The sequence below is a fragment of the Thalassovita sp. genome (assembly GCF_965218685.1).
Taxonomy (GTDB): Bacteria; Pseudomonadota; Alphaproteobacteria; order Rhodobacterales; family Rhodobacteraceae; genus Thalassobius.
This window is the reverse complement of sequence record NZ_OZ244657.1, coordinates 2,569,984-2,591,542: the sequence shown is the minus strand read 5'-3', so window position 1 is coordinate 2,591,542 and position 21,559 is coordinate 2,569,984. Positions and strand designations below refer to the sequence as shown.

Here is a 21,559-nt window from a genome sequence, read left to right as displayed (position 1 = left end):
GTGCCCGCAAACATGCATTCGCAGGTAAGGAGCACGCAAATGAACGCCAATCAGATCATCAACATGGTGATGCGCATGGTTTTGCGTAAAGCCGTGAACAAGGGTGTGAACGCCGGGATCAACCGTATGGCCGGAGGAAATCCGGGCAAGGCCGGGCAGCATCAAAAGGCGGTAAAAGGCGCTAAGCAAGCGGCGCGGATCACTCGGCGGCTGAATAAGTCCTGAACCCACGCGGCCACAGTGTTTCGGCGCAGGCAAAAACTGCAAAAAGCGCCGAAAAGGCAAGGCACGCCGCCAGTCCGCCATATTCAAATGGCACACGAAACAGGAAGGCGCCTCCTACAACGGTGGCATAGCTTACGGCCGAGTTCAGCCCCATGATCGCACCGCGTCGGCCCGGGTCCAGGCTGGTCAACCGCTCGACCACCATATTCAGGGCGAAATGCTGGAACATGCCCCATACCAGCGCGATCGAGACCAGCGCAACATAGTCCTTGGCCCAATGATCCATCAGAAGATAAGTCACGGAAAGACCTGCGAAAGCAAAGACACCGGCCGCACGTAGAGACAGTTTCTCAAGATGCCGGTTCAGTAACGACGCCAGCCCGAAACCGATCCCGTAGAACATCGTCAAAATCCCGGCGGACGAGGTGCTGCGTTCAAGGTTATGGACGATATGACTGCCCAGGTACAAATAGGCACCGTTGAAGGCCAGCATCAGCATCGCATTGGAAAACAACCCGCGCAAAATGCCCGGCAAACGTAATGCGGAGAATGGCGAGGCAGCACGTTCCGCGTGGTGGTCCTGGACGTCAGGAAAGCTGCAGCGACTAAGCAGCAACCACACGGCAGCAGTCAGAGCCGCCATCAAGCCGTACACCATTTGCCAACCGCCCATATCGGCGATCATCGCGGATAACGTGACCCCTCCGATCAACGAGAACGTCCAGCCCGACAGGACAAAGCCGATTGTCTGTTTCGTACGACCGGCGGGGGCGATCTGCACGGCAAGAACATAAATCGTGGGCAGCGCAACACCGGCGCCCAGACCGGCCAGGGCTTGCCCAAGGATCAGAAGGCCGACAGTGGGAGCAAAAGCAGACAGCGTTAACGCCACGATAAGAACAGCGCAGGCCGACCTAAGCGCTCGGGCTGCGCCGATCACATCCGCGCGCGGGGCCAGAAGCAGGGCGGACAAAGCGGTTCCGCCACCATAGGCAGCGGCGGCTTGAAGTATCTTGGCGACGTCGGTCGACAGATCAGCGGCGACTGCCGGCGCAATCGGCGGCAGAACAAGGGAATTGGCGCCAATCACAGCCATAGTCGCTGTCAGCAGCGGGACCGTTCGCTGAAAAACTCTCATAGGTAGAGAGTAGGCCAGTCAAATCCCGCTTGGTCAAGGGCAAACGCAGGCGTGCGGTGCTTTACCTAAGGCTTACCTAGCGTCAACCTTGAAGTGCTTGCTAAGCTTCAGGCCTTGCCCCTGGTAGTTCGAGGCAATACCCGCGCCATAAAGCTGTTTGGGAACCTGGGCCATTTTTTCATAGACCAGGCGACCAACCACCTGTCCATGCTCCAGCGCAAAGGGCGCTTCATGGCAGCGCACCTCAAGCACACCACGCGATCCAGCACCGCCTGCGGCGGCATGGCCAAACCCGGGATCGAAGAAGCCCGCATAATGCACGCGGAATTCGCCAACCATGGCCAGATAGGGGGCCATTTCGGCCGCGTATTGTGGTGGGATATGCACGGCCTCGCGGCTGACGAGGATGTAAAACGCACCGGGATCCAGGATGATCTGGCCGCTCGTGGTGCGGATCTCTTCCCAATATTCGGCGGGATCGTAATGCCCGATCAGATCCAGATCGATCACGCCGGTATGCGGCTTGGCGCGATAGCCAACAAGATCACCTTGTTCAGGTTTCAGATCGACGGAAAAACCCAGACCCTCGCTGATCACAGCGTCGCCATCCACCAGAGGCGTATCGGCGTGCAAAGCGGTCAGGGTCTCGTCCGACAGCACTGCCTGACCCTGACGGAAGCGGATCTGGTTCAGCCGCATGCCCGGACGCACCAGAACAGAAAAACTGCGCGGACAGATCTCGGCATAAAGTGGGCCGCTGTAGCCGGGCTGAATACGGTCAAACTCTTCTCCGCCATCGGTGATGGTGCGGGTCAGAAGGTCCAGCCGCCCGGTCGAGCTTTTGGCGTTGGCCACGGCCTGAATACCTTGGGGCAGGTCAAGCGATTCCATCAGCTCGACGACATAAACGCACCCTTTTTCAAGAACATAGCCGCCGGTCAGGTCGATCTGGTGCATCTCGAAGTCGGCCAGACGATCGGCTACTGTCCGCCCGTGGCCAGCCAGGAACGACGCCCGCACCCGCCACGCTTTGGCCCCCAGACGCAGGTCCACGCTTGCGGGCTGGATCTGTTCGGGAATGATGGCTGGCTCGGCGCAAATCTGGCCCGCCTCAATCATGGTTTCCAACTGTTGGCTGGGCAGAACACCGATCATCAGATTTCCCCTTTGAATTGACCTGTCTTAGCAAATGAGAGGCTTGAAACAAACGAGAAAAGGGCCGTTCAAGAGGCCCTTTTACATGGTTTGACCCGTCATGACCGCTTATTCGGGGCGAACGCGGGCTGCGGTCTTGTTGCCAAACGCTTCAAGCCGCCCGCGCGAGGCCGGCTGCGTATTCACAATCCCGGCCACCACGGATTCGGCATAGGCCGCATCCAGTGCCGACATGTTCTGCATGTGGCTGATCGCCGAGCAGATAGCAAAGTTCGACAGGGGTGGGTTTTCAGCGGCGGCACGGGCCAGCTCAAAGGCCGTGGCCTCGCTATCTTCGACAAGATATTGCGCCAGACCAACCTGGATCGCCTCGTCCTGTTTGTAGACACGCCCCGTCAGCATCATGTCAATCATCCGGGCCTTACCGACCAGATCAGCCACTCGGATCGTGGCGCCACCGCCGGTGAACAGACCGCGCTGACCCTCGGGAAGGGCGAAATAGGTGCTTTGGTCCGCGACGCGAATATGGGCCGCGCTGGCCAGTTCCAGCCCACCGCCCACAACAGCGCCTTTAAGCGCCGCGATGATGGGAACCCCGCCATATTCCATTTTGTTGAACGCCTCGTGCCAGCGCAGGCAGACATGCATGAAATCTTCGGGGCGTCGGTCTTCTTGGTGGTGCTCCACCAGATCCAGCCCGGCGCAGAAATGTGTGCCTTCCGCGCGCAAAACGACCGCACGAGCACCCATGCGGGGCAGCGAGGAGAACACATCGATCAACTCTTCGATCGTTTCAGCATTCAGCGCGTTTCGTTTGCTGGCGCGGTTCAGAGTCACGGTGGTGATTCCATGCTCGTCCATCGTAACCAACAGATTTTCCAATTGAAAATCATCAACGGTCTTAACCATGCTGTGCCTCCCTTTTAGCTGGCGATGCCCGTTCGGGCCGTCTGCATCCAGCTTGGGTTTTGGGGCAGGGAAGTCAATATGGCGTCCGGGTAAAAATGACCACTTGGTCGGTTTTGCCGTAAGGTAAAAAAAACCGCCCTGACAGGCCCAGGAATAAAAGGACCTGTCGGGGCGGTTCTTTTTGGGGAAAATGGTCGGGCTAGCAGGACTCGAACCTGCGACCTTCCGTCCCCCAGACGGACGCGCTACCAGGCTGCGCTATAGCCCGACGGTTCGCTCTTCATACTGATTTTCCGGGCAGGGACAAGAGCGTTTTCGCACTTTTTCAAACTAATCAGCCTGCGCGCATCCGCTTACTGATCTCGCGCAGTTTTTCCTGCAACGACTGCAATTGCGCACGGTCTGAAACGGCTGCGTTGGCGCCGGCCTGCCACAAATGTGTCAGAACTCCGGGCCCAACATCCGAGCTGGCGTCCACGGCGACATCCGCCACATGGATTTGCGGAGAGCCGGATTCAAGTGGTTCGACCGGAGCTTCGTCGGGCTGCGCCACTGCGTCAGGATCCACCGTGTCGAACATGCTGAAGAAACTGGGCGCTTCAAAATCCGCGCCGCCCTCGGGCTTCGCTTCGGTCGTATCCTCGGGCTTTGCCTCGGCAGTGGGGCTGGGCGCCAGATCCTCGGCTGCTTGCTCATAGCTGGTTTCGGCCAGCTCGTCCTCGGCCGCGTTCGCAGTGCCGGGGAACTGCAGCAGGGTCGCGCTTTCGGGCGTTTCAACCTTTTCCTTAAGCGCTTCGACCTTTTCCACCGAGGGGACAAGCTCGCCTGGTTCGGCCATCACATCCAGCGGCTGCGACAGGCCCGCGACATGCTTAATACCTTGCTCACGCAACAATTTTTGCACGCCCTTGATGGTCATGCCTTCATCATGCAGCAGCCGTTTGATGCCGCCCAAAAGCAGCATGTCATCGGGGCGATAATACCGCCGACCGCCCGCGCGTTTGATCGGTTTGATCTGGGTGAACTTGCTTTCCCAAAACCTCAGCACATGCGCCGGACGGTCAAGCCATTCGGCAACTTCGCTGATGGTGCGAAAAGCGTCGGGGGATTTGGTCATGCCATCGCCCCCCCGTTATCAGGATTTGTTTCCTGCGGCGACCCGCTCTTTCATCAAGTGAGAGGGTCGGAAGGTCAGCACGCGGCGCGGGTTGATCGGAACCTCTTCACCGGTTTTCGGGTTGCGGCCAACGCGGGCAGCCTTGTCCCGAACCGAGAAAGTGCCAAAAGACGAAATCTTAACCTGCTCGCCGTCGACCAGAGCGTCCGACATGTGCTGAAGAACGCTTTCAACCAGTTGGCTGGCATCGTTACGTGACAGGCCGACCTCGCGGAAAATTGCGTCGCTCAGGTCCATACGTGTCAGAGTTTTTTCACTCATAATCAATCCCCTAGTTTGGGACACCATGCTTCATGGCATTTTCCGAGTCAATATCAATGGCTTGCTACACGCAGTTTCAGCGCCTGCCACAAAGGAAACGGGCTGTTACCAGCGCAACACGACCGAGCCCCAGGCCAGACCGCCGCCAATCGCCTCGGTCACCAGCAGGTCGCCGGGTTTGATCTTGCCTTCTTCGACGCCCACGGACAAGGCCAGCGGGATGGACGCAGCCGAGGTATTCCCGTGTTTGTGCACGGTGACGATCACATTCTCCATCGGCACGCCCAGTTTCTTGGCGGTACCCTGAATGATGCGGATGTTGGCTTGGTGCGGAACGATCCAGGAGACGTCGTCGTCGGAAAGCCCTATTTTTTCCAAGGCGTTAGTGGCCGTTGTGGTCAGTTTTTCCACAGCCTGACGGAACAACAGGTTGCCCTGCATCCGCAGCTTGCCCGAGGTGCCGCTGGTGGACACGCCGCCGTCGACATACAACATGTCGCGGTAACGCCCGTCAGAATTCAGATCCGCCGAAAGGATGCCACGATCCGAGGTGTCCCCGGTGCCTTCTTCGGCGCCCAGAACCACAGCGCCGGCGCCGTCTCCGAACAGAACGCAGGTGGAGCGGTCTTCCCAATCCATGATCCGGCTGAAGGTCTCGGCTCCGATCACCAGAACGCGTTTGGCCTGGCCGGACAGAATCAACGCGTTGGCATTGGTCAGGGCGAAGACGAAGCCTGCACACACGGCCTGAACGTCAAATCCGAAGCCGCGGGTCATGCCCAGCTTGTCCTGCACCATGGTGGCAACGGACGGAAAAGTCAGGTCGGGGGTCGAGGTCGCCACGATCACCGCGTCGATGTCATCGGCGGTCAGCCCGGCGGATTTCAGCGCCGCTTGCGCCGCGTAAGTGGCCAAATCCGAGGTTGCTTCATCCTCGGCGGCGAAATGTCGTTGCTCGATCCCGGACCGGGCGCGAATCCATTCGTCACTTGTATCAAGTGTTTTCTCGAACTCACTGTTCGGAACGATTCTTTCCGGCAGGTAGTGCCCAACGCCCTGCACAACGGCGCGTAGTGTCATTTTGTTCGCTGCTTTCCGCTACTCTGTGTCGGCATTCTTAGCCTGTGCGGTGGCGGATGCAACCCGCGCGGCAAGTTTCTCTGAAAAGCCCGACTGAGACAGCTGGAATGCCAGCTTGACTGCGGCCGAAACACCGGTCGCGTCGGCCGAGCCATGAGACTTCACAACAGTGCCGTTCAGACCCAGGAAAACTCCGCCATTCACGCGGCGCGGATCGATACGTTTTTTCAAACGATTGAGCGAGGTCATGGCCAAAAGGGCCGCGATCTTGGACAGGAACGAATACCGGAAAGCCTGACGCATCAGATCGCCGATAAGGCTGGCGGTGCCTTCGCCGGTTTTCAGTGCAATATTGCCGGTGAAGCCATCGGTGACGATGACATCACAAACATCACCGGGAATATCACCGCCTTCGACGAACCCGACGAAATCGAATTGGGCCTTGGGGGCCGCGTCTGCGATCAGGTCATGGGCGGCCTTCAGCTCGGCGCGGCCCTTGTGCTCTTCAGTGCCGACGTTCAGCAGCCCGATGCGGGGGCAATCCAGGTTCAGACCGTTGCGCGCATACGAGGTGCCCATCAACGCGTATTGCAGAAGATCCTGTTCGTCAGCGCGGATATCAGCGCCCACGTCCAGCATCACGTTGAACCCCTGAGGGTTACGCGAGGGCCACAGGATCGCGATGGCAGGGCGGTTCACGCCGGGCAGTTTGCGCAGGCGGATCATGCTTAGCGCCATCAGGGCGCCGGTGTTCCCGCAGGAAACGCAGACATCGGCCTCGCCGTCGCGAACCGCGTTCAGCGCGGACCACATCGAGGTTTTCTTGCCGTGCCGCATCACCTGAGAGGGCTTGTCGTCCATCGTGACAACATCGGTGGCGTCACGAATCTCGACCCGGCCGGCCAGCGGCTTGCGCTTGGCGACCAACAGTTCCAGCTCGTCCTTGGGACCATGCAGGATAAAGCCGATTTCGGGGTTCACGACGGCAGAATCAGAAATACCGGCGACAACAGCCGCCGGTCCCCGGTCTCCGCCCATAGCATCGACAGAGATAATGGTGCGCCCGGCACCCGCCATCGCCTGATCATTCTGAACGGACATGCGGACGCCGGTCCCCAATCGAATTATGCTGCGTCTTCGTCCAGCTCGATCTCGTCGACCACCGCGACCACTTCACGGTCGGCGTAGTGGCCACACGAGGGGCAGACGTGGTGCGGGCGTTTCAGCTCGCCACAGTTGGTGCACTCGTTCGGGTTTGCCGCTACCAGCGCGTCATGTGCGCGGCGGTTGTTGCGGCGCGACTTGCTTACTTTGTTCTGTTGGACAGCCATGTCACAATCTCAATTTGCTGTGGGCGTGTCGCCCTGTTTCACGTGGGTGCGTGGCTCATATTCGGTCAACGCCGACATGTCCAACCCAAAATTCGGATGAGGGGCGGAAAATACTGCTATTTCGCAGAGTCGCAAGTGTTTTTTCGCCTCAATCAATCTTCTTTGTTCTGCAGTTGGTCGCGCAGGGCGGCCAGACCGGCGAAAGGCTTGAGATCAGCATCACTTAGGGCCTCTTTGCCCGGTTCTGTGTGGATGGTTTCGCCAAGCACGGCGCCTTCCGCCCGCGGATAAAGCGGCAGGACCAGCGCCAGCGCCTCAATCATCACGGTGGCGGGGTCAATTTCGGGGCCCAGCGGCTCGATCGAGTCGTCCTCGGTCATCTCGATCTCGTCGTCCTCTTCCGCTTGTTCGGGAAGATTGGCAAGGAATCGCCGGGTAACGGATTCTTCGATACGGGTGGTCACGGGTTCAAGCGTCACCACGCAATCCTGGATCACCGTCGCGCCCAGATTCGCATCAAGCCGCCAGTCGCGTTTGCCCTCGGCGGTGATTTGGCCCTTGAAACGCAGCTTGCGCAACCCGCGCAGACCCAACTCGTCGGCAATGGCCAAAAGGTCCTTTGCTTCGGGGATCAGCTCGAACCGGGTGGGCTTGGATTGCGGCAGATCAGCCACGCGCAGCGCATGTTTGGACAGTTTTGTCATCAGGGTCGGGGCTTCCTTAACTTGAACAGTGCTCGTTCCTTCTGTAATCGGATTAAAAGGCAGGTGATGCCAATACAAGAGGCTACCACAGGGAGCAACCATGTCGCGCATGGGCAAATCGATCAAATTCGGACTCATGGGCGTGGCTATGGCCGCGTTGGTGGCATGTACGGCTCAGTACCGCAATCACGGCTATGTACCGCTTGCGGATGATCTGACGAATATCGTCGTGGGCATCGATACCCGCGACAGCGTGGCCGAAACGGTCGGCACGCCCTCGACCGAGGGGATCCTGGATAACAGCGGGTATTATTACGTCCGCTCGCGCGTGCGCCACTATGCCTATCAAGCGCCCAAGGTCATCGACCGCGAGGTCGTCGCGATCACCTTCGACAAACGCGGTGTCGTCAGCAACATCGAGCGCTACGGCCTGGAAGACGGCAAGGTCGTCTCGCTGGATCGCCGCGTGACCGACTCCGCAGTTGCCAACCTCAGTTTCCTGCGCCAGCTTCTGGGCAGCCTGGGCAAGTTCAACGCGGCTGACTTCGTCGAATAAGTACTGGGGTGTTGACGCGGGCGGCGTCACACCCTTGATACAATGGATATGCTAGGGCGGTCGAAAAGGCCGCCAATTGGTCACGACAACTGCAGGACCGCTCATATGCTGCTGATGAACAAGGGCCGCTTTCGTGCGCGGCTTGCCGAGACACAGGACGATATTCGGGCGGCGCAAAGCCTGCGTCACCTGTGCTTTCATGGCACGGGGCAGGGCGTTGATGCTGACGAGTTCGATGTAATTTGCGACCATGTTCTGATTGAAGAGGCGCGCTCGGGCCGGCTGGTTTGCACTTTCCGGTTTTTGCCGCTGTCAGATGGAGGCCAGATCGGCCGCAGCTATGCCGCACAGTTTTACGAACTTTCCGCTCTCGAGGCTTTCTCGGGGCCGATGGTCGAAATGGGCCGATTCTGCATCCATCCAGACATCAATGATCCGGACATCCTGCGCATCGCCTGGGGTGCGATGACGCGATTCGTTGATGATAACGGGATCGAGATGTTGTTTGGCTGCTCGTCCTTCCACGGCACGGATGAAGAAAAATACCTGGACAGCTTTGCCATGCTCAAAGAGCGTCACTTGGCCCCGCGTCGATGGCTTCCCCGGGTCAAGGCACCTCAGGTGTTCAAATTTGCCCAGAAACTGCGGCGCAAGCCGGATGCGAAAATGGCGATGCTGCGCATGCCGCCCTTGCTGCGGACCTATTTGCTGATGGGCGGCTGGGTAAGCGATCACGCGGTGGTGGATCCACAAATGAACACGCTGCATGTGTTCACGGGGCTTGAAATCAACGCCATTCCACCCGCCCGCAAACGCTTGCTGCGCGGAGTGGTGGGCTGAGGCTCATTTTTGCATAGGGCGCTTGACCTTGCAGGGGTGGCTGGTTAGCTGCGGGCTATGGCACGTGCACCTCTTTTACAGCTTACCGATATCTCGCTGACCTTTGGCGGGAACCCTGTGTTTCACAACCTGTCCCTTGTGGTGCAGCCCGGCGATAGGGTGGCATTGGTGGGGCGCAATGGGTCTGGCAAATCGACCTTGATGAAGGTGATGGCGGGTCTGGTCGAGGCCGACAGCGGTGATTGTATCGTCCCGCCGGGCGTGCGGGTTGGATACATGGAGCAAGACCCGGACATGAGCGGTTTTGCAACGCTGGGCGATTTCGCAACCAGCGAGCTGGATCCATCCGAGATGTACAGGGTCGAGATGGCCGGCGAAGGGTTGAAATTCGATCCCGCCAGGCCCGTTGAAACCGCCTCGGGAGGGGAACGCCGAAGGGCTGCGTTGGCCAAGCTGATGGCCGAGGCCCCCGAGTTGATGCTGCTGGACGAACCGACCAACCACCTGGATATCGAAGCGATTGCCTGGCTGGAAAACGAGCTGAAGCAGACCCGCGCGGGCTATGTTCTGATCAGCCACGATCGCGCCTTTTTGCGTGAGCTTACCCGCGCAACTCTTTGGATTGACAGAGGAATGGTGCGTCGACAAGAGCGTGGATTTGATGAGTTCGAGGCCTGGCGTGACAAGGTCTGGGAAGACGAGGACATGCAGCGCCACAAGATGGATCGCAAGATCAAGTCCGAGGGGCGTTGGGCTGTCGAAGGCATCAGCGCGCGGCGTAAGCGTAACCAGGGACGGCTTCGGGCTTTGCACGATTTACGGGCCGAGCGCGCTTCGCAAATTAGGCGTCAGGGCACGGCCGCGATGGAGCTGTCCTCGGCCTCGAAATCTGGCAAGAAAGTTATTGAAGCTGACAAGATTACAAAGGCTTACGGAGAGAAGGTAATCCTGAAGCCCTTCTCGATTAAGATCGAGCGCGGCGACCGCGTTGCTTTTGTCGGCCCCAATGGCGTTGGAAAAACCACGCTGCTAAAAATGTTGATGGGGCAGGAAGCGCCCGATAGCGGCTCGGTCAAGCTGGGCACGAACCTGATGCCCGCGATCTTCGACCAAAGCCGCGCGCAGCTGGATCCGGAAATGACCCTGTGGGAAAGCCTGGCCGGTGATCCGGAAATGCGCGTCTCGGGCAAGGCCGACCAGATCATGGTGCGGGGGCAGCCCAAGCATGTGGTTGGGTATCTTAAGGAATTCCTGTTCGACGAAAGGCAGGCTAGAGCGGCCGTTAAGTCCTTGTCAGGTGGCGAAAAAGCTCGTCTTCTTCTGGCGAAGCTGATGGCGCGGGAAAGCAACCTGCTGGTTCTGGACGAACCCACGAACGATCTGGACATCGAAACGCTGGACCTGTTGCAAGAGCTGCTGGACGGCTTTGACGGCACTGTACTGCTTGTTAGCCACGACCGGGATTTTCTGGACCGTGTGGCAACCCAAACCGTTGCGATGGAGGGGGATGGTCGCGCGACCGTCTATGCGGGTGGATGGAGCGATTATCAGGCGCAACGGCAAGACGCGCCCGAAGAAAGGCTCATCAAGGACAAGCCCACCAAGAAAAAGGCCGAATCCAAGCCCGAGAAAGCCAGCGAGGGATTGAGTTTTACGGAAAAACACCGGCTGGAAGCTTTGCCCGGAATTATCGAGCGGCTGGAAGCCGAGATCGCCAAGCTGGAAGAGTTCCTGATGGACCCAGAGCTGTTCTCGAAAGAGCCAGTGAAGTTCAAGAAAGCCAGCGAAGCCTTGGCTGAACGGCAACTCGCCCTTGCTGCAGCAGAAGAAGAATGGCTGGAGCTGGAAGAGAAGGCCGGCTAGCGGCGCGCTGAATTTCAGCGCGCCGCCAATAGGTTACTGCATACGCAGGGCGCCATCGATGCGGATGACTTCGCCGTTCAGATAGCCGCATTCGCAGATGAAGCGCGCCAGCGAGGCATATTCACGCGGATCGCCCAGACGCTTGGGGTTGGTTACGTCCACGGCCAGTTGGTCGCGCACTTCTTCGGGCAGGCCCATTAACATCGGGGTCAGGAAGATACCCGGAGCGATGGCCATCACGCGGATACCTTCGCGCTGCAGATCGCGCGCCATGGGCAGGGTGCCCGAAACGATACCGCCTTTGGACGCTGCATAGCCAACCTGGCCCTTTTGGCCGTCAAAGGCTGCGATCGACGCGGTCGAGATGATCACACCGCGTTGACCATCCTCGGTCGCGTCGTTCTTGGCCATAGCCGCAGCGGCCAAACGGGCCACGTTGAACGAGCCAACCAGGTTGACGTTCAGGATGCGCTGGTAGTGCTCCAGGCTGTGCGGTCCATCGCGCCCCAGTGTCTTTTCGGCGGTGCCGATGCCGGCGCAATTGATAGCCGTGTTGACCTTGCCCATTGCTGCAACGGCGGTGTCGATAGCGTTCTGGACGGACTCTTCGCTGGTCACGTCGGTTTCAACAAAGGTGCCGCCGATATCGGCTGCGACCTTGGGGCCGCGTTCTGTGTCGCGGTCCAAAAGGGTGACCTTGGCGCCCGATTCCGCGAACAGGCGGGCTGTTGCTTCGCCCAGGCCCGACGCGCCTCCGGTGATCACGGCGCAGGTTTCATTCATTTGCATGGTGACGTCCTCTCTCGTCTATAAATGAACATATGTTCATTAGATTGGTATAAGTGTCATGTGTCAAAGCCTCTTGCGGTCCATAAAGCGGACAACAGCTGTCATTTCGACAACAGTCAGGATGATGCGATAGATGTGGTGCAGCGTTACGATGGCCGGGTTTGCGCGCAGGGACAGGGCGATCAGCGCCATCTCGGTTACACCGCCAGGGGCGAACGAGATAAGCAGCACGTCAACCGGCAGCCCGGTAATCGGAACTAGTATCAAGGCGCAGATCAGCCCCAGAACCAGCATGGATGAAACAGACAGCACCGACAGCCACGACGCCCGGAACAGAGCGTCCTTTTTCAGGCCAGCGAACCTCATGCCAAGGCTGGTACCAATGACCACCTGGCACATGTTGATCACCCATTGCGGGATGGACAGGTCGGTAAACCCGCTAAGCGTGGCAATCGCAGCCACCAGCAGAGGCCCGGTCAACAACCCGGCTGGAATTCGAAGCAACTTTCCGATACCCAGACCGATCGCGCCCAACAGCAACACCATCGGCATCGCATGAAGATCAGCGCCCGTTTCGGCAAGGCTGAGCCCCGAGGCCGAGCCAACTGGCGCGCCATACCACAGGGACATCCCGATGGGCATCAGCGTGATCACCGCAATGATCCGCAGGAATTGCTGAATGGTCAGGACGGCGATGTTCGCGCCGGCCGCTTCACCCATTGCAATTGACTCGATCAACCCGCCGGGAGTGCCGGCATAAAACGCCGTGGGATGATCATAGCGACCGATTTTGCGAAAGATGTGATAATTCACCCAATGCGCGACGCAGACAAAAATCGTCAGAAAGGCGAACGAGGGCAAATAGTCCGCCAGGGAAGAGACAACCTCGGGCGTGACACGCGTTCCAATGGTCACCCCGATGATCGACATAAAGATCATGCGGAACTTCATCGGGAATTTGTAATTGTCCGGAATTCTGTGCGTCAGGAACATCGCAATCACACCCGACGCGATCAAACTGCCCAGCATATAGGGCAGGGGCGTATGTAGGTATGACGCCACAAACCCGCCAACACTGGCGATTGCCAACAGGATCAGGGTGGTCAGCGCGGTTGTCATATGTGAAGTCACAAAAAGCTCATTGGTATATAGCTATATCGCATAACAATATGTGCAATGCAATAGTTTGACCCCAGTCAGGAACGCACATACGGGCCCAAAAGAAAATGGCAACAAAAGAGGGGATGGAGCGGGTAGCGGGAATCGAACCCGCGCGTTCAGCTTGGGAAGCTGACAGGCTACCATTACATCATACCCGCAATGGTGGCCCCGAGATATAGCCGGATCAGGGCCAAGTTCAAGCGGATTATGGGGCTTTGTCATGCTCCAGTACGGGCGGGTCGGGGCGGTCGTCCTCGTTAGCGGCATGGGGCTCGGATTTGCTGTTGTGGTGGCCCAGACGGGCGACCAGCCACTCGGTATGCTCTTCACGTTTACGCAAAGTGAAAGCGCCAAACTGCTGCACCGCAACGGCAAAAATGCCAAGACCCACGAAGATGAACACCGTGGTGCCGATCCGGCCCAGGTCCGTAGCCGGAACCAATTCGCCGTAACCAACAGTGGACAAGGTCACAACGGTAAAGAAATAGGCGTCAATCCAACGCCAGCCTTCGACATAGTGAAAAAAGATCGTGCCCCCCAGAACGACACCCGCCAGAGAGGACAAAAGGAAGAAGATGCCCAGAAGGGTCTTCATGCGTCCTCGGCGCGCTGAGCGATGATGTCATCCATCACCTTCAGCCACAGATCAGTCGGCTGGGCGCCGGGTACCGCGTGTTGCGAGGCCACGATAAATGTCGGAACCGAGTTTACGCCCATCTCGCGGGCCGAGGCATCCTTGTCGCGGATCAGTTGAATGTCTTCTTCGGTGGCCAGAAGGCGCATGATCACGCTGGCATCCATGCCGCAACTGTCCGCGATATCGGCCAGCGTGTCGTGATCACCGATATCCCGGCCGTCATTGAAATAGGCGCGGAACAACGACGAAACGATGGCGGTCTGACGCCCTTCGATGCCGCCCCAGTGAATCAGGCGGTGTGCATCCAGCGTGTTGGGGGTGCGCTGCATTGCCTCGAAGTCTATCTCAAGCCCGGCTTGCTGCGCATGTTCGGCCACGGGGGCATAGGCGCGCACGGCGCCTTCCTTGCCGCCGAACTTGGCCTCCAGATAGGCGCGGCGATCCATGCCTTCGCGCGGCATATCGGGGTTCAGCTGGAACGGGTGCCATTCGATCACGAAAGGATGGTCGGGGCGCTGCTCAAGCGCGCGGTCCAGATTGGCCTTGCCGATATAGCACCAAGGGCAGATCGGATCGGATAGGATATCAAGCTTGACCATCGAAGACTCCGTTTTTCACGTCGGGTATAGGTACCCTTTGCGGCGCCGAAGGAAAAGGGGGTCAGCGGGGAAACAGGGGCTTAAGCCCCTTACGCGACAGTTTTCCATTGGGGTTTGTCGGCATTTCCGCCAGTCGAACCCAGGCACGCGGTTGTTTGTAGCGGGCCAGGCGGTCCTGGGCAAAGGCGGTCAGGTCAGGCTCGGGGATGGGCGCATCCGAGGTATAGAAAGCAGCGATGATCCGTGCGTCTTCTTTGATCTCGATATCCGTGACGCCGATTTCGTTGATCTGAGGGTGGGGCAGCAACGCGGCCTCGACCTCCAGCGGAGAGACACGGAAACCGCCAGCGTTCATCATATCATCGACGCGGCCCATGAAAGTGATGTCGCCGCTGGCATTCATCGAGGCATGATCGCCGGTCAGGAACCATTCTCCCTGGAACTTGGCGGCAGTGGCGTCTGGGGCGCCGTAATAGCCCAGCATCAGGCCCGGATCTGATCGGTGCACGGAAATAATTCCTTCTTTTCCGTATTCTACAGCCCCATCCTCATCCAAAATGGCGATCTTGCGGCCAACCTGTGGACGCCCCAAGGACCCCTGCGCCGCAGGATGCGCGGGGCTTGCCGAGATGAAGGTCGAGCACTCGGACATTCCATAGGCTTCGAACAGCTGTTTCCCGTCGGTGGCATCGGTCCAATGTTGCCGGATCGAGTCCGAGAGCTTTTCACCAGCAGTCAAGCCATGCCGCAGCTTGGGCAAAGGAAGCGCGGCGCGATGGTTGAGGATTTTGCGATAAACGCCCGGAGCAGCAGCAAAAATCGTTGCATCGTGGCGCTTCAAAAGCAACGGAATCGCCTCGATCGGTACCCCTTGCGCGGGGATAAGTGCGGTTGCGCCAACGCTCCAAGGATCCATCAAGCCGGTGCCAAGGGTAAAGGTCCAGTTGAAGGCGCCGGCGTGCAGCAGCCGATCTTCTTCGGTCAGCCCATACCATCCTTCGTGCATCATCTGACGTGCCCAGATCGCCCGGTGTGCATGCATCACCGCCCGCGGCGTGCCCGAGGTGCCCGAGGTGTAGATGATATACGCCAGTCGTTCGGGATCACCCATGTCATAGCTGGCGGGGGGCAGGTCTCGCATCTTAAGAAGGGCTGCCGTGTCGATGATAGGCAAGCCGCAATCCATCGGACAGGCAACCTCGGTGTCATGCAGAATTCCCGCCGGGGCAAGCTGCGTGATCATCTTTTCCACTTCGCGAGCGGTCAGCATTGACGAGGTCGGCACCGGCACAATCCCCACTGCTATCGCACCTAAGTAAGCCAGCGGAAACTCTACCGTATTGCCAAGACGCATCAGCAGGATGTCACCGGGTTTGAAGCCGGCCTCAAGCAACCCGGTGCCCGTGCCCAGCACAGCGGATTTCAGGCGCCCATAGCTCCACCGCTCCGATCCCGATTGGGACAGCACCGACAGGGCGATTTTCTCGGACAAAGCGTCGGCGCGCTGCAGGACATGAGCGGCCAGATTGAACGGTGTGGGGCAGGGGGCAAATGGCCCCTGATCAAAGATGGACATCATGGTCTTGGGTTACGCCCAAGCGTTCACAGTTGCAAGCATGCGGCGCCACGCGTATCTGTGTTGGCATGACCCAGAAAGATCCCAAAGCGTTGATCCGTATCGCCCGCGAGACCGGGCTGGAGGAACTTGCCGAGCCGCTGAACCTAGCCGAGCGTGTTCGCGAATTGCGCAAAGGGCGCGGCATGACGCTTGAACAGGCTGCAAACCAGGCGGGGCTGGCGCGCTCGACCCTGTCGAAGATTGAGAACGGGCAGATGTCTCCGACTTATGAGGCGCTGAAAAAGCTGGCGACGGGCCTGGAGATTTCCGTGCCGCAGTTGTTTACACCGCCGGTCAAGGATCAGGTCAACGGCCGCATGGTGATCACCCATAGCGGCCAGGGCGCTGCGCATGCAACGGCCACCTACGAACACGAGCTGCTGGCCAACGGGCTGACAAAGAAGCAGATGCTGCCCTATCGTGCGCGCATCCGGGCGCGCAGCATGGAAGAGTTCGACGGTTGGGTTCGCCATGATGGCGAAGAGTTCCTGTTCGTTCTGACCGGGGTTATCCGGCTTTACACCGAGTTCTACGAACCCGTTGAAATGCGTCGCGGCGACAGCGCCTATTATGACGCCACCATGGGGCATAACGTCATTTCGGTCAGCGACGAGGATGCGACCATCCTTTGGGTCACGTCACTGGCCTAGGCTTAGCGGAACAGGCCCTGGACCGAACGCGCTGCGCCCGAGATGTCCTGGCCCACGCCATCAACCGTGGCACAGCCCGCAAGCAGGGCGATAACACCCAGAAATGCAAGTTTCTTCATCAGTTCACTCCTCTTCGTACCACCAGACCTCGGGGCTCCAGACCAGCTGTGCGCCGTAGATCGGAATAGTGTCGGGATATTTCAACTCTTTCGCATGAGCAATCCTGTCGGGGCCATAGCTCCAGATCGGGATGACATATCGGCCGGCACTCAGGATGCGGTCCAGTGCGCGGGTGGCAAAGATGAAATCCTCGCGCGAACGAGCGGTCAGCATCTTGTCGATCATCGCTTCGGCGGCGGGGCTGTTCATCCCCATCAGGTTGCGCGTACCCGGCGTGGTGACGCCATTCGCGCCCCAGTAAAGCTTCTGTTCGTTTCCAGGGCTCAGCGAAGCTGACCGGCGATAGGCCGCCATGTCGAAATCATAGTCCAGCTCGCGGGCTGCATATTGGGCATTGTCAACGGTGCTGATGGTCATCTGGATGCCCAGACGCTCCATCGCGGGGCGGTACAGATCGAACACCGATTGGCCCGTCCGGTCACCTTGGCGCAGCAGTACCTCGAATGTGAAAGGTTGGCCATCCGCGTCCACCAGTTTGCCGCCTTGTACGGTCCACCCAGCCTCGGCCAAAAGCTTGGTGGCGCGGCGCAGATCCTTGCGATTGCGGGGGCTGGTGTCACCTTGGGGCAGGGTATAGCCCTCTAACGTGCCAGGAAGCAGCTGATCCGCCCAGGGTGCCAGCAGATCGGCCACGGCGCCGGTGGCTGGGCCAGATACCATCCCAAGCTCGGAATTTGAGAAATACGACGTGATCCGGTCCTGTCGCCCGCCGGTAATCGTGTCGTTGATATAGGGGAAGTTGAACGCCAACATCATTGCCTCGCGGACGCGCCAATCATCGAAAGGCTTGCGGCGGGTGTTCATGACGTAACCAGTGATACCTGTGGGGCGCTGGTGCGTGACTTCGGATTTCACGACGTCACCCCGCTGAACAGCAGGGAAATCATATCGGGTCGCCCAGGCTTCGGCATTGAATTCGCGCTGAAAGGTAAGTTCGCCTGACTTGAAGGCCTCGAACAAGACCGAGCTGTCCCCGAAGAATTCGATGCGGATTTCATCCAGATTGGCGAACCCTTTGCGCAGCGGCAGGTCCTTGCCCCAATAATCGGGGTTTCTCACTAGGCTGACAAAACGACCCTGCTCATAATCGCCCACCATGTATGGCGCAGTCCCCATCGGAACATCATGGATGGTCGAGGCGGTGAAATCGCGCCCGTCCCACTGGGATTTCTGCAAAATGGGACGCATTCCGGCGATCAGCGCCAGTTCGCGGTCCTGAGTGTTGAATGTGATCCGAACCGAGCGGTCCCCCGTCTGAACGATGCTTTCGACCTTGCTGTGAAAGCCAAGGTAGCGCTGATGCCCAACGGTGCCCAAAGTTTCATAGGACCAGATCACATCCTCGACCGTAACAGGGCTGCCATCCCAGAACCTTGCCTCTTCGCGCAAGGTGAATTCGACCCAGGACCGGTCGTCAGGAATTTCGATGGATTCGGCAAGCAAACCGTAAAGCGTGAAGGGTTCGTCATAGCTGCGCCCCATGAGCGATTCGTAAGCAAGGAATCGCAGCTGCCAGGGGACCGTGCCCTTCCGTATGAAAGGGTTCAGCGAATCGAAACCGCCGGTGTTTCCGACCACGAATTTCCCACCCTTGGGGGCATCCGCGTTGGCGTAGGGTAAAGACCGGAAATCCGCCGGCAGGGCCGGGGCACCGTACATGGCGATTCCGTGCGATGGTTCAGCCAAGGCGGTCTGGCCCAACAAAACAAGCGTTAAACCGGCCGCACCGGCCCGTAGCTTCTTGAAAAACAGTGATCTCATTTCGGGGACAATCCTGCTCGGCCCTTTGTTTCTTAGGACTTAGCGTAACGGCCATTTGAAGTCTTTACAAACTTTTGGCTTGGAGTCGGGCGGGCAATTGCTTATAAAGAAGTCACTGCTCGATAGGTTTCTTGCCTGTATGAAACCTGCCTCAATAACTTAACGCCGGCTTCGTGCCGGCGTTTTTTTTGTGCCTGCAGCATCAGCGTCACCATTTGGTAGGTGTTTCTACCTGTGACTTTTTTCCACAAACTCCCCCTGCAACGTGCTATCTGCATCCTGTAATGCTGCAAGTGCGAAAGATGGAGGACGCATCATCATGACTCTGACTGGGAAAACCGCGGTCATCACCGGCTCGAACTCGGGCATCGGCCTGGGGGTTGCGCGCGAGCTGGCGCGCGCCGGGGCGAATGTTGTGCTGAATTCGTTCACCGACCGTGACGAAGATCACGCCCTGGCTGCCGAGATCGCAAAAGAGTTCGGCGTAGAGGCGCGTTATATAAAGGCGGACATGTCCAAGGCGGATGAATGCCGCGCGTTGGTCGAAACTGCGGGCTCCTGTGATATCCTGGTGAACAACGCCGGTATTCAGCACGTCTCGCCCATTGACGAGTTTCCGATCGAAAAATGGGACGCGATCATCGCGATCAACATGAGCTCGGCTTTCCATACGACGGCGGCTGCGCTGCCGATGATGCGCAAGGCGGGCTGGGGCAGGGTGGTTAATATCGCCAGCGCCCATGGTCTGACGGCCAGCCCGTTCAAATCGGCCTATGTAGCGGCGAAACATGGTGTTGTAGGCCTGACCAAGGTCACCGCCCTGGAAACCGCGCGCGAGCCGATCACGGCCAACGCCATTTGCCCCGGTTATGTATCCACCCCGTTGGTCGAAGCGCAAATTCCCGACACGATGGAAAAATACAACATGAGCCGCGAGGACGTGATCGAGAAGGTGCTGCTGGAGCGCCAGCCCTCAAAGGAATTTGCCAGCGTCGAACAGCTGGGCGGCACCACGGTGTTCCTGTGCTCGGACGCAGCCCAGCAGATCACCGGTACCACCATCAGCGTGGATGGCGGCTGGACCGCTCTGTAAGGGCCACTAGGGGGCTTTGCCCCCATCGCGCCTTTCGGCGCTCCCCCCGAGTATTTCACGAGCAAAGAAGAGGCAAAAGTTTTGGCAAAAAAAAGGATCAGCCTGGCGTTGCAGGGGGGCGGTGCGCATGGGGCTTTCACCTGGGGTGTTTTGGATCGGTTGCTTGAGGAGGACGATATCGAGATCGTCGCGATCTCGGGGTCGTCGGCAGGCGCGATGAACGGCGCGGCTCTGAAGTCGGGCTGGCTGGAAGGCGGGGCCGAGGGCGCGCGGGAAAAACTTGACTGGTTGTGGTCCAAGCTGGGCGCCGTGCATGACATGCGCATGACCACCTGGCTGGCTGGACTGTTGCCGGACGCCACCGACCTGATGCATACGGCGCTGGAATATTCCTTGCCCTTCAGCATCGCCGATACGATGGCGCGGATGTCCTCGCCCTATGCGCTTGGTCCGTTCTACCAAAACCCGCTGCGCCCGATTGCCGAGGCTTTTGAATACGACAAGGTTTGTGCCAACGCAGGGCCTGCGCTGTTCGTGGGGGCCACCAATGTTCGCACTGGCAAGATCCGCGTTTTCGAGGCTGAAGAGCTTAGCGCCGAGGTGCTGCTTGCCTCGACCTGTTTGCCGACATTGTTCCAGGCGGTGAAGATTGATGATCCAAAGACCGGCCAGACCGAAGCCTTCTGGGACGGCGGATATACCGGAAATCCCGCGCTGTTTCCACTGTTCGGGCGGCAGTTTCCCGATGACATCCTGATCGTGAACATCAACCCGCTGGAGCGCGACGAGGTTCCGGTTACCCCGCAGGAAATCCAGAACCGGATCAATGAGATCAGCTTTAACACCTCGCTTCTGCGCGAGTTGCGAGGGATTTCCTATGCTCAGGCCATGCGTGGAAGACTGGACAGCAATCGCGATGGGATGTCGAACATCAACATTCACATGATCGCTGATGATGTGCTGATGAATGAACTGTCTGTCAGCACCAAGATGATGCCCAGCCCATTCCTGACAGTGCGGATGAAGCAAGCCGGGCGCGACGCGACCGATGCCTTCCTTGAAAGTCACTCGGACGATCTGGGCAAGCGCAGCAGCATCGATCTGGAAGAGATGTTCCTGTGAACCGCTATTTGGGCGGCTGGGTCGGATCCTTGGCGTTGGGATAAACCAGCCCTGCCGAGATCACCAGCTTGGCGGCATCCTCGACGTTCATTTCCAGCTCGATCACGTCGGATTTGGGGAAAAACAGCAAGAACCCCGAGGTCGGGTTCGGCGTTGTGGGCACGAAGATGCTCATGAGTTCTTCGTCGGTGTTGGCCAGGCGGGCGACCTCGCCCTTGGCGCGGGTCGAGACGAAACCAATCGCCCAGATCCCCTTGCGCGGATATTCGATCAGGCAGGCCTTTTCAAAAGAGCGTTCCGACTGCGCAAATACCGTCTCGGCGATTTGTTTGGCGCCGGAATAGATCGTGCGTACCACGGGCATCCGATCAACAAGAGATTCGCCCCAGCGGATCAAAGAACGACCCATCAGACCCTTGGCGATCCAGCCGATAATGACGGTGAAAACCAGAAAAAAGATGATCCCGACACCGCGCAGGTTGATGCCGATATAGGGTTCGGGCTGAAAGCGTTCGGGCACCAGCGGCAGTACCACACCGTCAACCCAGCCCATGAGGGTCCAGATCAGCCAGATGGTCAGCCCAACCGGGGCGATCACAACGATCCCCGTCAGAAACGAGGAGCGCAGGCGCGCCAAAAGCCCCGGACGGCGGGGTGTAGGCGTTGGGTTTTCGTCGAAAGGTGTGGTCATGGCGCTGCGGTGGGTCCGA

24 protein-coding genes and 2 tRNA genes are annotated in these 21,559 nt (G+C 58.8%); 7 read left to right on the top strand and 19 right to left on the bottom strand.

Going from position 1 to position 21,559, the window contains the following annotated elements; translation table 11 throughout:
- Positions 1 to 39 precede the first annotated feature (39 nt).
- Positions 40 to 225, top strand: a complete 186-nt coding sequence (locus tag ACOQOQ_RS12845; protein ID WP_420567382.1) for a hypothetical protein — start codon at positions 40 to 42, stop codon at positions 223 to 225.
- Here ACOQOQ_RS12845 and ACOQOQ_RS12840 read toward each other — a convergent pair.
- From ACOQOQ_RS12840 to ACOQOQ_RS12795, 10 genes are all read right to left on the bottom strand, one after another.
- Positions 200 to 1,321, bottom strand: coding sequence for an MFS transporter (locus ACOQOQ_RS12840; protein ID WP_420567381.1), 1,122 nt, complete (start codon positions 1,319 to 1,321; stop codon positions 200 to 202). The genes ACOQOQ_RS12845 and ACOQOQ_RS12840 overlap by 26 nt on opposite strands.
- Positions 1,322 to 1,435: 114 nt before the next feature.
- Positions 1,436 to 2,518: a 2'-deoxycytidine 5'-triphosphate deaminase gene (locus ACOQOQ_RS12835; protein WP_420567380.1), complete on the bottom strand. Its 1,083-nt coding sequence runs from the start codon at positions 2,516 to 2,518 to the stop codon at positions 1,436 to 1,438.
- Positions 2,519 to 2,626: 108 nt separating this feature from the next.
- Positions 2,627 to 3,379: a crotonase/enoyl-CoA hydratase family protein gene (locus tag ACOQOQ_RS12830; RefSeq protein ID WP_420569773.1), complete on the bottom strand. Its 753-nt coding sequence runs from the start codon at positions 3,377 to 3,379 to the stop codon at positions 2,627 to 2,629.
- Positions 3,380 to 3,618: 239 nt separating this feature from the next.
- A tRNA-Pro gene (locus ACOQOQ_RS12825) sits at positions 3,619 to 3,695 on the bottom strand.
- A gap of 66 nt (positions 3,696 to 3,761) precedes the next feature.
- A complete protein-coding gene (locus ACOQOQ_RS12820) occupies positions 3,762 to 4,544 on the bottom strand; it encodes a MerR family transcriptional regulator (protein WP_420567379.1) in 783 nt (260 codons plus the stop codon).
- Between the two features lie 18 nt (positions 4,545 to 4,562).
- A complete protein-coding gene (gene ihfA, locus ACOQOQ_RS12815) occupies positions 4,563 to 4,865 on the bottom strand; it encodes an integration host factor subunit alpha (protein WP_420567378.1) in 303 nt (100 codons plus the stop codon).
- A 105-nt stretch (positions 4,866 to 4,970) separates the two neighbouring features.
- The gene (locus ACOQOQ_RS12810; RefSeq protein WP_420567377.1) at positions 4,971 to 5,945 is read right to left on the bottom strand and encodes a beta-ketoacyl-ACP synthase III; all 975 of its coding nucleotides are present in this window, start codon (positions 5,943 to 5,945) and stop codon (positions 4,971 to 4,973) included.
- 18 nt (positions 5,946 to 5,963) lie between these two features.
- A complete protein-coding gene (gene plsX / locus ACOQOQ_RS12805) occupies positions 5,964 to 7,046 on the bottom strand; it encodes a phosphate acyltransferase PlsX (RefSeq protein WP_420567376.1) in 1,083 nt (360 codons plus the stop codon).
- Between the two features lie 23 nt (positions 7,047 to 7,069).
- Positions 7,070 to 7,276 carry a 50S ribosomal protein L32 gene (rpmF, locus tag ACOQOQ_RS12800; RefSeq protein WP_420567375.1) on the bottom strand — a complete coding sequence of 69 codons (207 nt, stop codon included), beginning with the start codon at positions 7,274 to 7,276 and terminating at the stop codon, positions 7,070 to 7,072.
- 152 nt (positions 7,277 to 7,428) lie between these two features.
- Positions 7,429 to 7,980, bottom strand: coding sequence for a YceD family protein (locus ACOQOQ_RS12795; protein ID WP_420567374.1), 552 nt, complete (start codon positions 7,978 to 7,980; stop codon positions 7,429 to 7,431).
- A gap of 100 nt (positions 7,981 to 8,080) precedes the next feature.
- On the opposite strand from ACOQOQ_RS12795, the gene ACOQOQ_RS12790 reads away from it, so the two are divergent.
- From ACOQOQ_RS12790 to ACOQOQ_RS12780, 3 genes are all read left to right on the top strand, one after another.
- Positions 8,081 to 8,536, top strand: a complete 456-nt coding sequence (locus ACOQOQ_RS12790; RefSeq protein WP_420567373.1) for an outer membrane protein assembly factor BamE — start codon at positions 8,081 to 8,083, stop codon at positions 8,534 to 8,536.
- 105 nt (positions 8,537 to 8,641) lie between these two features.
- Positions 8,642 to 9,376 (top strand): GNAT family N-acetyltransferase, encoded by a 735-nt coding sequence (locus tag ACOQOQ_RS12785; protein ID WP_420567372.1) that lies wholly within the window; start codon positions 8,642 to 8,644, stop codon positions 9,374 to 9,376.
- A 57-nt stretch (positions 9,377 to 9,433) separates the two neighbouring features.
- Positions 9,434 to 11,239, top strand: a complete 1,806-nt coding sequence (locus ACOQOQ_RS12780; RefSeq protein WP_420567371.1) for an ABC-F family ATP-binding cassette domain-containing protein — start codon at positions 9,434 to 9,436, stop codon at positions 11,237 to 11,239.
- A gap of 33 nt (positions 11,240 to 11,272) precedes the next feature.
- Here ACOQOQ_RS12780 and ACOQOQ_RS12775 read toward each other — a convergent pair whose 3' ends face one another.
- The 6 genes from ACOQOQ_RS12775 to ACOQOQ_RS12750 form a co-directional block, all read right to left on the bottom strand.
- Positions 11,273 to 12,028, bottom strand: a complete 756-nt coding sequence (locus tag ACOQOQ_RS12775; protein WP_420567370.1) for an SDR family NAD(P)-dependent oxidoreductase — start codon at positions 12,026 to 12,028, stop codon at positions 11,273 to 11,275.
- 63 nt (positions 12,029 to 12,091) lie between these two features.
- The gene (locus ACOQOQ_RS12770) at positions 12,092 to 13,159 is read right to left on the bottom strand and encodes an AbrB family transcriptional regulator (protein WP_420567369.1); all 1,068 of its coding nucleotides are present in this window, start codon (positions 13,157 to 13,159) and stop codon (positions 12,092 to 12,094) included.
- 114 nt (positions 13,160 to 13,273) lie between these two features.
- Positions 13,274 to 13,347: transfer RNA gene (locus ACOQOQ_RS12765), tRNA-Gly, on the bottom strand.
- A gap of 47 nt (positions 13,348 to 13,394) precedes the next feature.
- Entirely contained in the window at positions 13,395 to 13,784 is a 390-nt protein-coding gene (locus ACOQOQ_RS12760) for a potassium channel family protein (protein ID WP_420567368.1), read from the bottom strand.
- Positions 13,781 to 14,425, bottom strand: a complete 645-nt coding sequence (locus tag ACOQOQ_RS12755) for a DsbA family oxidoreductase (RefSeq protein WP_420567367.1) — start codon at positions 14,423 to 14,425, stop codon at positions 13,781 to 13,783. The genes ACOQOQ_RS12760 and ACOQOQ_RS12755 overlap by 4 nt, the downstream gene beginning before the upstream one ends.
- Positions 14,426 to 14,486: 61 nt before the next feature.
- The gene (locus tag ACOQOQ_RS12750) at positions 14,487 to 16,004 is read right to left on the bottom strand and encodes a class I adenylate-forming enzyme family protein (protein WP_420567366.1); all 1,518 of its coding nucleotides are present in this window, start codon (positions 16,002 to 16,004) and stop codon (positions 14,487 to 14,489) included.
- A 65-nt stretch (positions 16,005 to 16,069) separates the two neighbouring features.
- Here ACOQOQ_RS12750 and ACOQOQ_RS12745 point away from each other — a divergent pair, with 65 nt between their 5' ends.
- Positions 16,070 to 16,693, top strand: a complete 624-nt coding sequence (locus ACOQOQ_RS12745; RefSeq protein ID WP_420567365.1) for a helix-turn-helix domain-containing protein — start codon at positions 16,070 to 16,072, stop codon at positions 16,691 to 16,693.
- Between the two features lie 2 nt (positions 16,694 to 16,695).
- On the opposite strand, the gene ACOQOQ_RS12740 is transcribed toward ACOQOQ_RS12745, so the two are convergent.
- Entirely contained in the window at positions 16,696 to 16,812 is a 117-nt protein-coding gene (locus ACOQOQ_RS12740; RefSeq protein WP_420567364.1) for an entericidin EcnA/B family protein, read from the bottom strand.
- Positions 16,813 to 16,816: 4 nt separating this feature from the next.
- The gene (locus ACOQOQ_RS12735) at positions 16,817 to 18,634 is read right to left on the bottom strand and encodes an extracellular solute-binding protein (protein ID WP_420567363.1); all 1,818 of its coding nucleotides are present in this window, start codon (positions 18,632 to 18,634) and stop codon (positions 16,817 to 16,819) included.
- 319 nt (positions 18,635 to 18,953) lie between these two features.
- Between ACOQOQ_RS12735 and ACOQOQ_RS12730 the strand changes: the two genes are divergently transcribed.
- Both ACOQOQ_RS12730 and ACOQOQ_RS12725 read left to right on the top strand, forming a co-directional pair.
- Positions 18,954 to 19,727 carry a 3-hydroxybutyrate dehydrogenase gene (locus tag ACOQOQ_RS12730; protein ID WP_420567362.1) on the top strand — a complete coding sequence of 258 codons (774 nt, stop codon included), beginning with the start codon at positions 18,954 to 18,956 and terminating at the stop codon, positions 19,725 to 19,727.
- Positions 19,728 to 19,808: 81 nt separating this feature from the next.
- Positions 19,809 to 20,849 (top strand): patatin-like phospholipase family protein, encoded by a 1,041-nt coding sequence (locus tag ACOQOQ_RS12725; RefSeq protein ID WP_420567361.1) that lies wholly within the window; start codon positions 19,809 to 19,811, stop codon positions 20,847 to 20,849.
- 4 nt (positions 20,850 to 20,853) lie between these two features.
- Here the strand turns inward: ACOQOQ_RS12725 and ACOQOQ_RS12720 are convergent, their stop codons facing one another.
- Positions 20,854 to 21,540: a DUF502 domain-containing protein gene (locus ACOQOQ_RS12720; protein WP_420567360.1), complete on the bottom strand. Its 687-nt coding sequence runs from the start codon at positions 21,538 to 21,540 to the stop codon at positions 20,854 to 20,856.
- Positions 21,541 to 21,559 lie beyond the last annotated feature (19 nt).

Excerpts from the sequence above, each read along its gene's own strand:
- ACOQOQ_RS12810 (WP_420567377.1), bottom strand. The coding sequence starts at position 5,945 with ATGACACTACGCGCCGTTGTGCAGGGCGTTGGGCACTACCTGCCGGAA.
- plsX (WP_420567376.1), bottom strand. The coding sequence starts at position 7,046 with ATGTCCGTTCAGAATGATCAGGCGATGGCGGGTGCCGGGCGCACCATT.
- ihfA (WP_420567378.1), bottom strand. The coding sequence starts at position 4,865 with ATGAGTGAAAAAACTCTGACACGTATGGACCTGAGCGACGCAATTTTC.
- ACOQOQ_RS12780 (WP_420567371.1), top strand. The coding sequence starts at position 9,434 with ATGGCACGTGCACCTCTTTTACAGCTTACCGATATCTCGCTGACCTTT.
- ACOQOQ_RS12745 (WP_420567365.1), top strand. The coding sequence starts at position 16,070 with ATGACCCAGAAAGATCCCAAAGCGTTGATCCGTATCGCCCGCGAGACC.
- ACOQOQ_RS12775 (WP_420567370.1), bottom strand. The coding sequence starts at position 12,028 with ATGCAAATGAATGAAACCTGCGCCGTGATCACCGGAGGCGCGTCGGGC.
- ACOQOQ_RS12735 (WP_420567363.1), bottom strand. The coding sequence starts at position 18,634 with ATGAGATCACTGTTTTTCAAGAAGCTACGGGCCGGTGCGGCCGGTTTA.
- ACOQOQ_RS12730 (WP_420567362.1), top strand. The coding sequence starts at position 18,954 with ATGACTCTGACTGGGAAAACCGCGGTCATCACCGGCTCGAACTCGGGC.
- ACOQOQ_RS12845 (WP_420567382.1), top strand. The coding sequence starts at position 40 with ATGAACGCCAATCAGATCATCAACATGGTGATGCGCATGGTTTTGCGT.
- ACOQOQ_RS12760 (WP_420567368.1), bottom strand. The coding sequence starts at position 13,784 with ATGAAGACCCTTCTGGGCATCTTCTTCCTTTTGTCCTCTCTGGCGGGT.
- ACOQOQ_RS12740 (WP_420567364.1), bottom strand. The coding sequence starts at position 16,812 with ATGAAGAAACTTGCATTTCTGGGTGTTATCGCCCTGCTTGCGGGCTGT.
- ACOQOQ_RS12790 (WP_420567373.1), top strand. The coding sequence starts at position 8,081 with ATGTCGCGCATGGGCAAATCGATCAAATTCGGACTCATGGGCGTGGCT.
- ACOQOQ_RS12830 (WP_420569773.1), bottom strand. The coding sequence starts at position 3,379 with ATGGACGAGCATGGAATCACCACCGTGACTCTGAACCGCGCCAGCAAA.
- ACOQOQ_RS12750 (WP_420567366.1), bottom strand. The coding sequence starts at position 16,004 with ATGATGTCCATCTTTGATCAGGGGCCATTTGCCCCCTGCCCCACACCG.
- ACOQOQ_RS12840 (WP_420567381.1), bottom strand. The coding sequence starts at position 1,321 with ATGGCTGTGATTGGCGCCAATTCCCTTGTTCTGCCGCCGATTGCGCCG.
- ACOQOQ_RS12795 (WP_420567374.1), bottom strand. The coding sequence starts at position 7,980 with ATGACAAAACTGTCCAAACATGCGCTGCGCGTGGCTGATCTGCCGCAA.
- ACOQOQ_RS12755 (WP_420567367.1), bottom strand. The coding sequence starts at position 14,425 with ATGGTCAAGCTTGATATCCTATCCGATCCGATCTGCCCTTGGTGCTAT.
- ACOQOQ_RS12820 (WP_420567379.1), bottom strand. The coding sequence starts at position 4,544 with ATGACCAAATCCCCCGACGCTTTTCGCACCATCAGCGAAGTTGCCGAA.
- ACOQOQ_RS12720 (WP_420567360.1), bottom strand. The coding sequence starts at position 21,540 with ATGACCACACCTTTCGACGAAAACCCAACGCCTACACCCCGCCGTCCG.
- rpmF (WP_420567375.1), bottom strand. The coding sequence starts at position 7,276 with ATGGCTGTCCAACAGAACAAAGTAAGCAAGTCGCGCCGCAACAACCGC.
- ACOQOQ_RS12785 (WP_420567372.1), top strand. The coding sequence starts at position 8,642 with ATGCTGCTGATGAACAAGGGCCGCTTTCGTGCGCGGCTTGCCGAGACA.
- ACOQOQ_RS12835 (WP_420567380.1), bottom strand. The coding sequence starts at position 2,518 with ATGATCGGTGTTCTGCCCAGCCAACAGTTGGAAACCATGATTGAGGCG.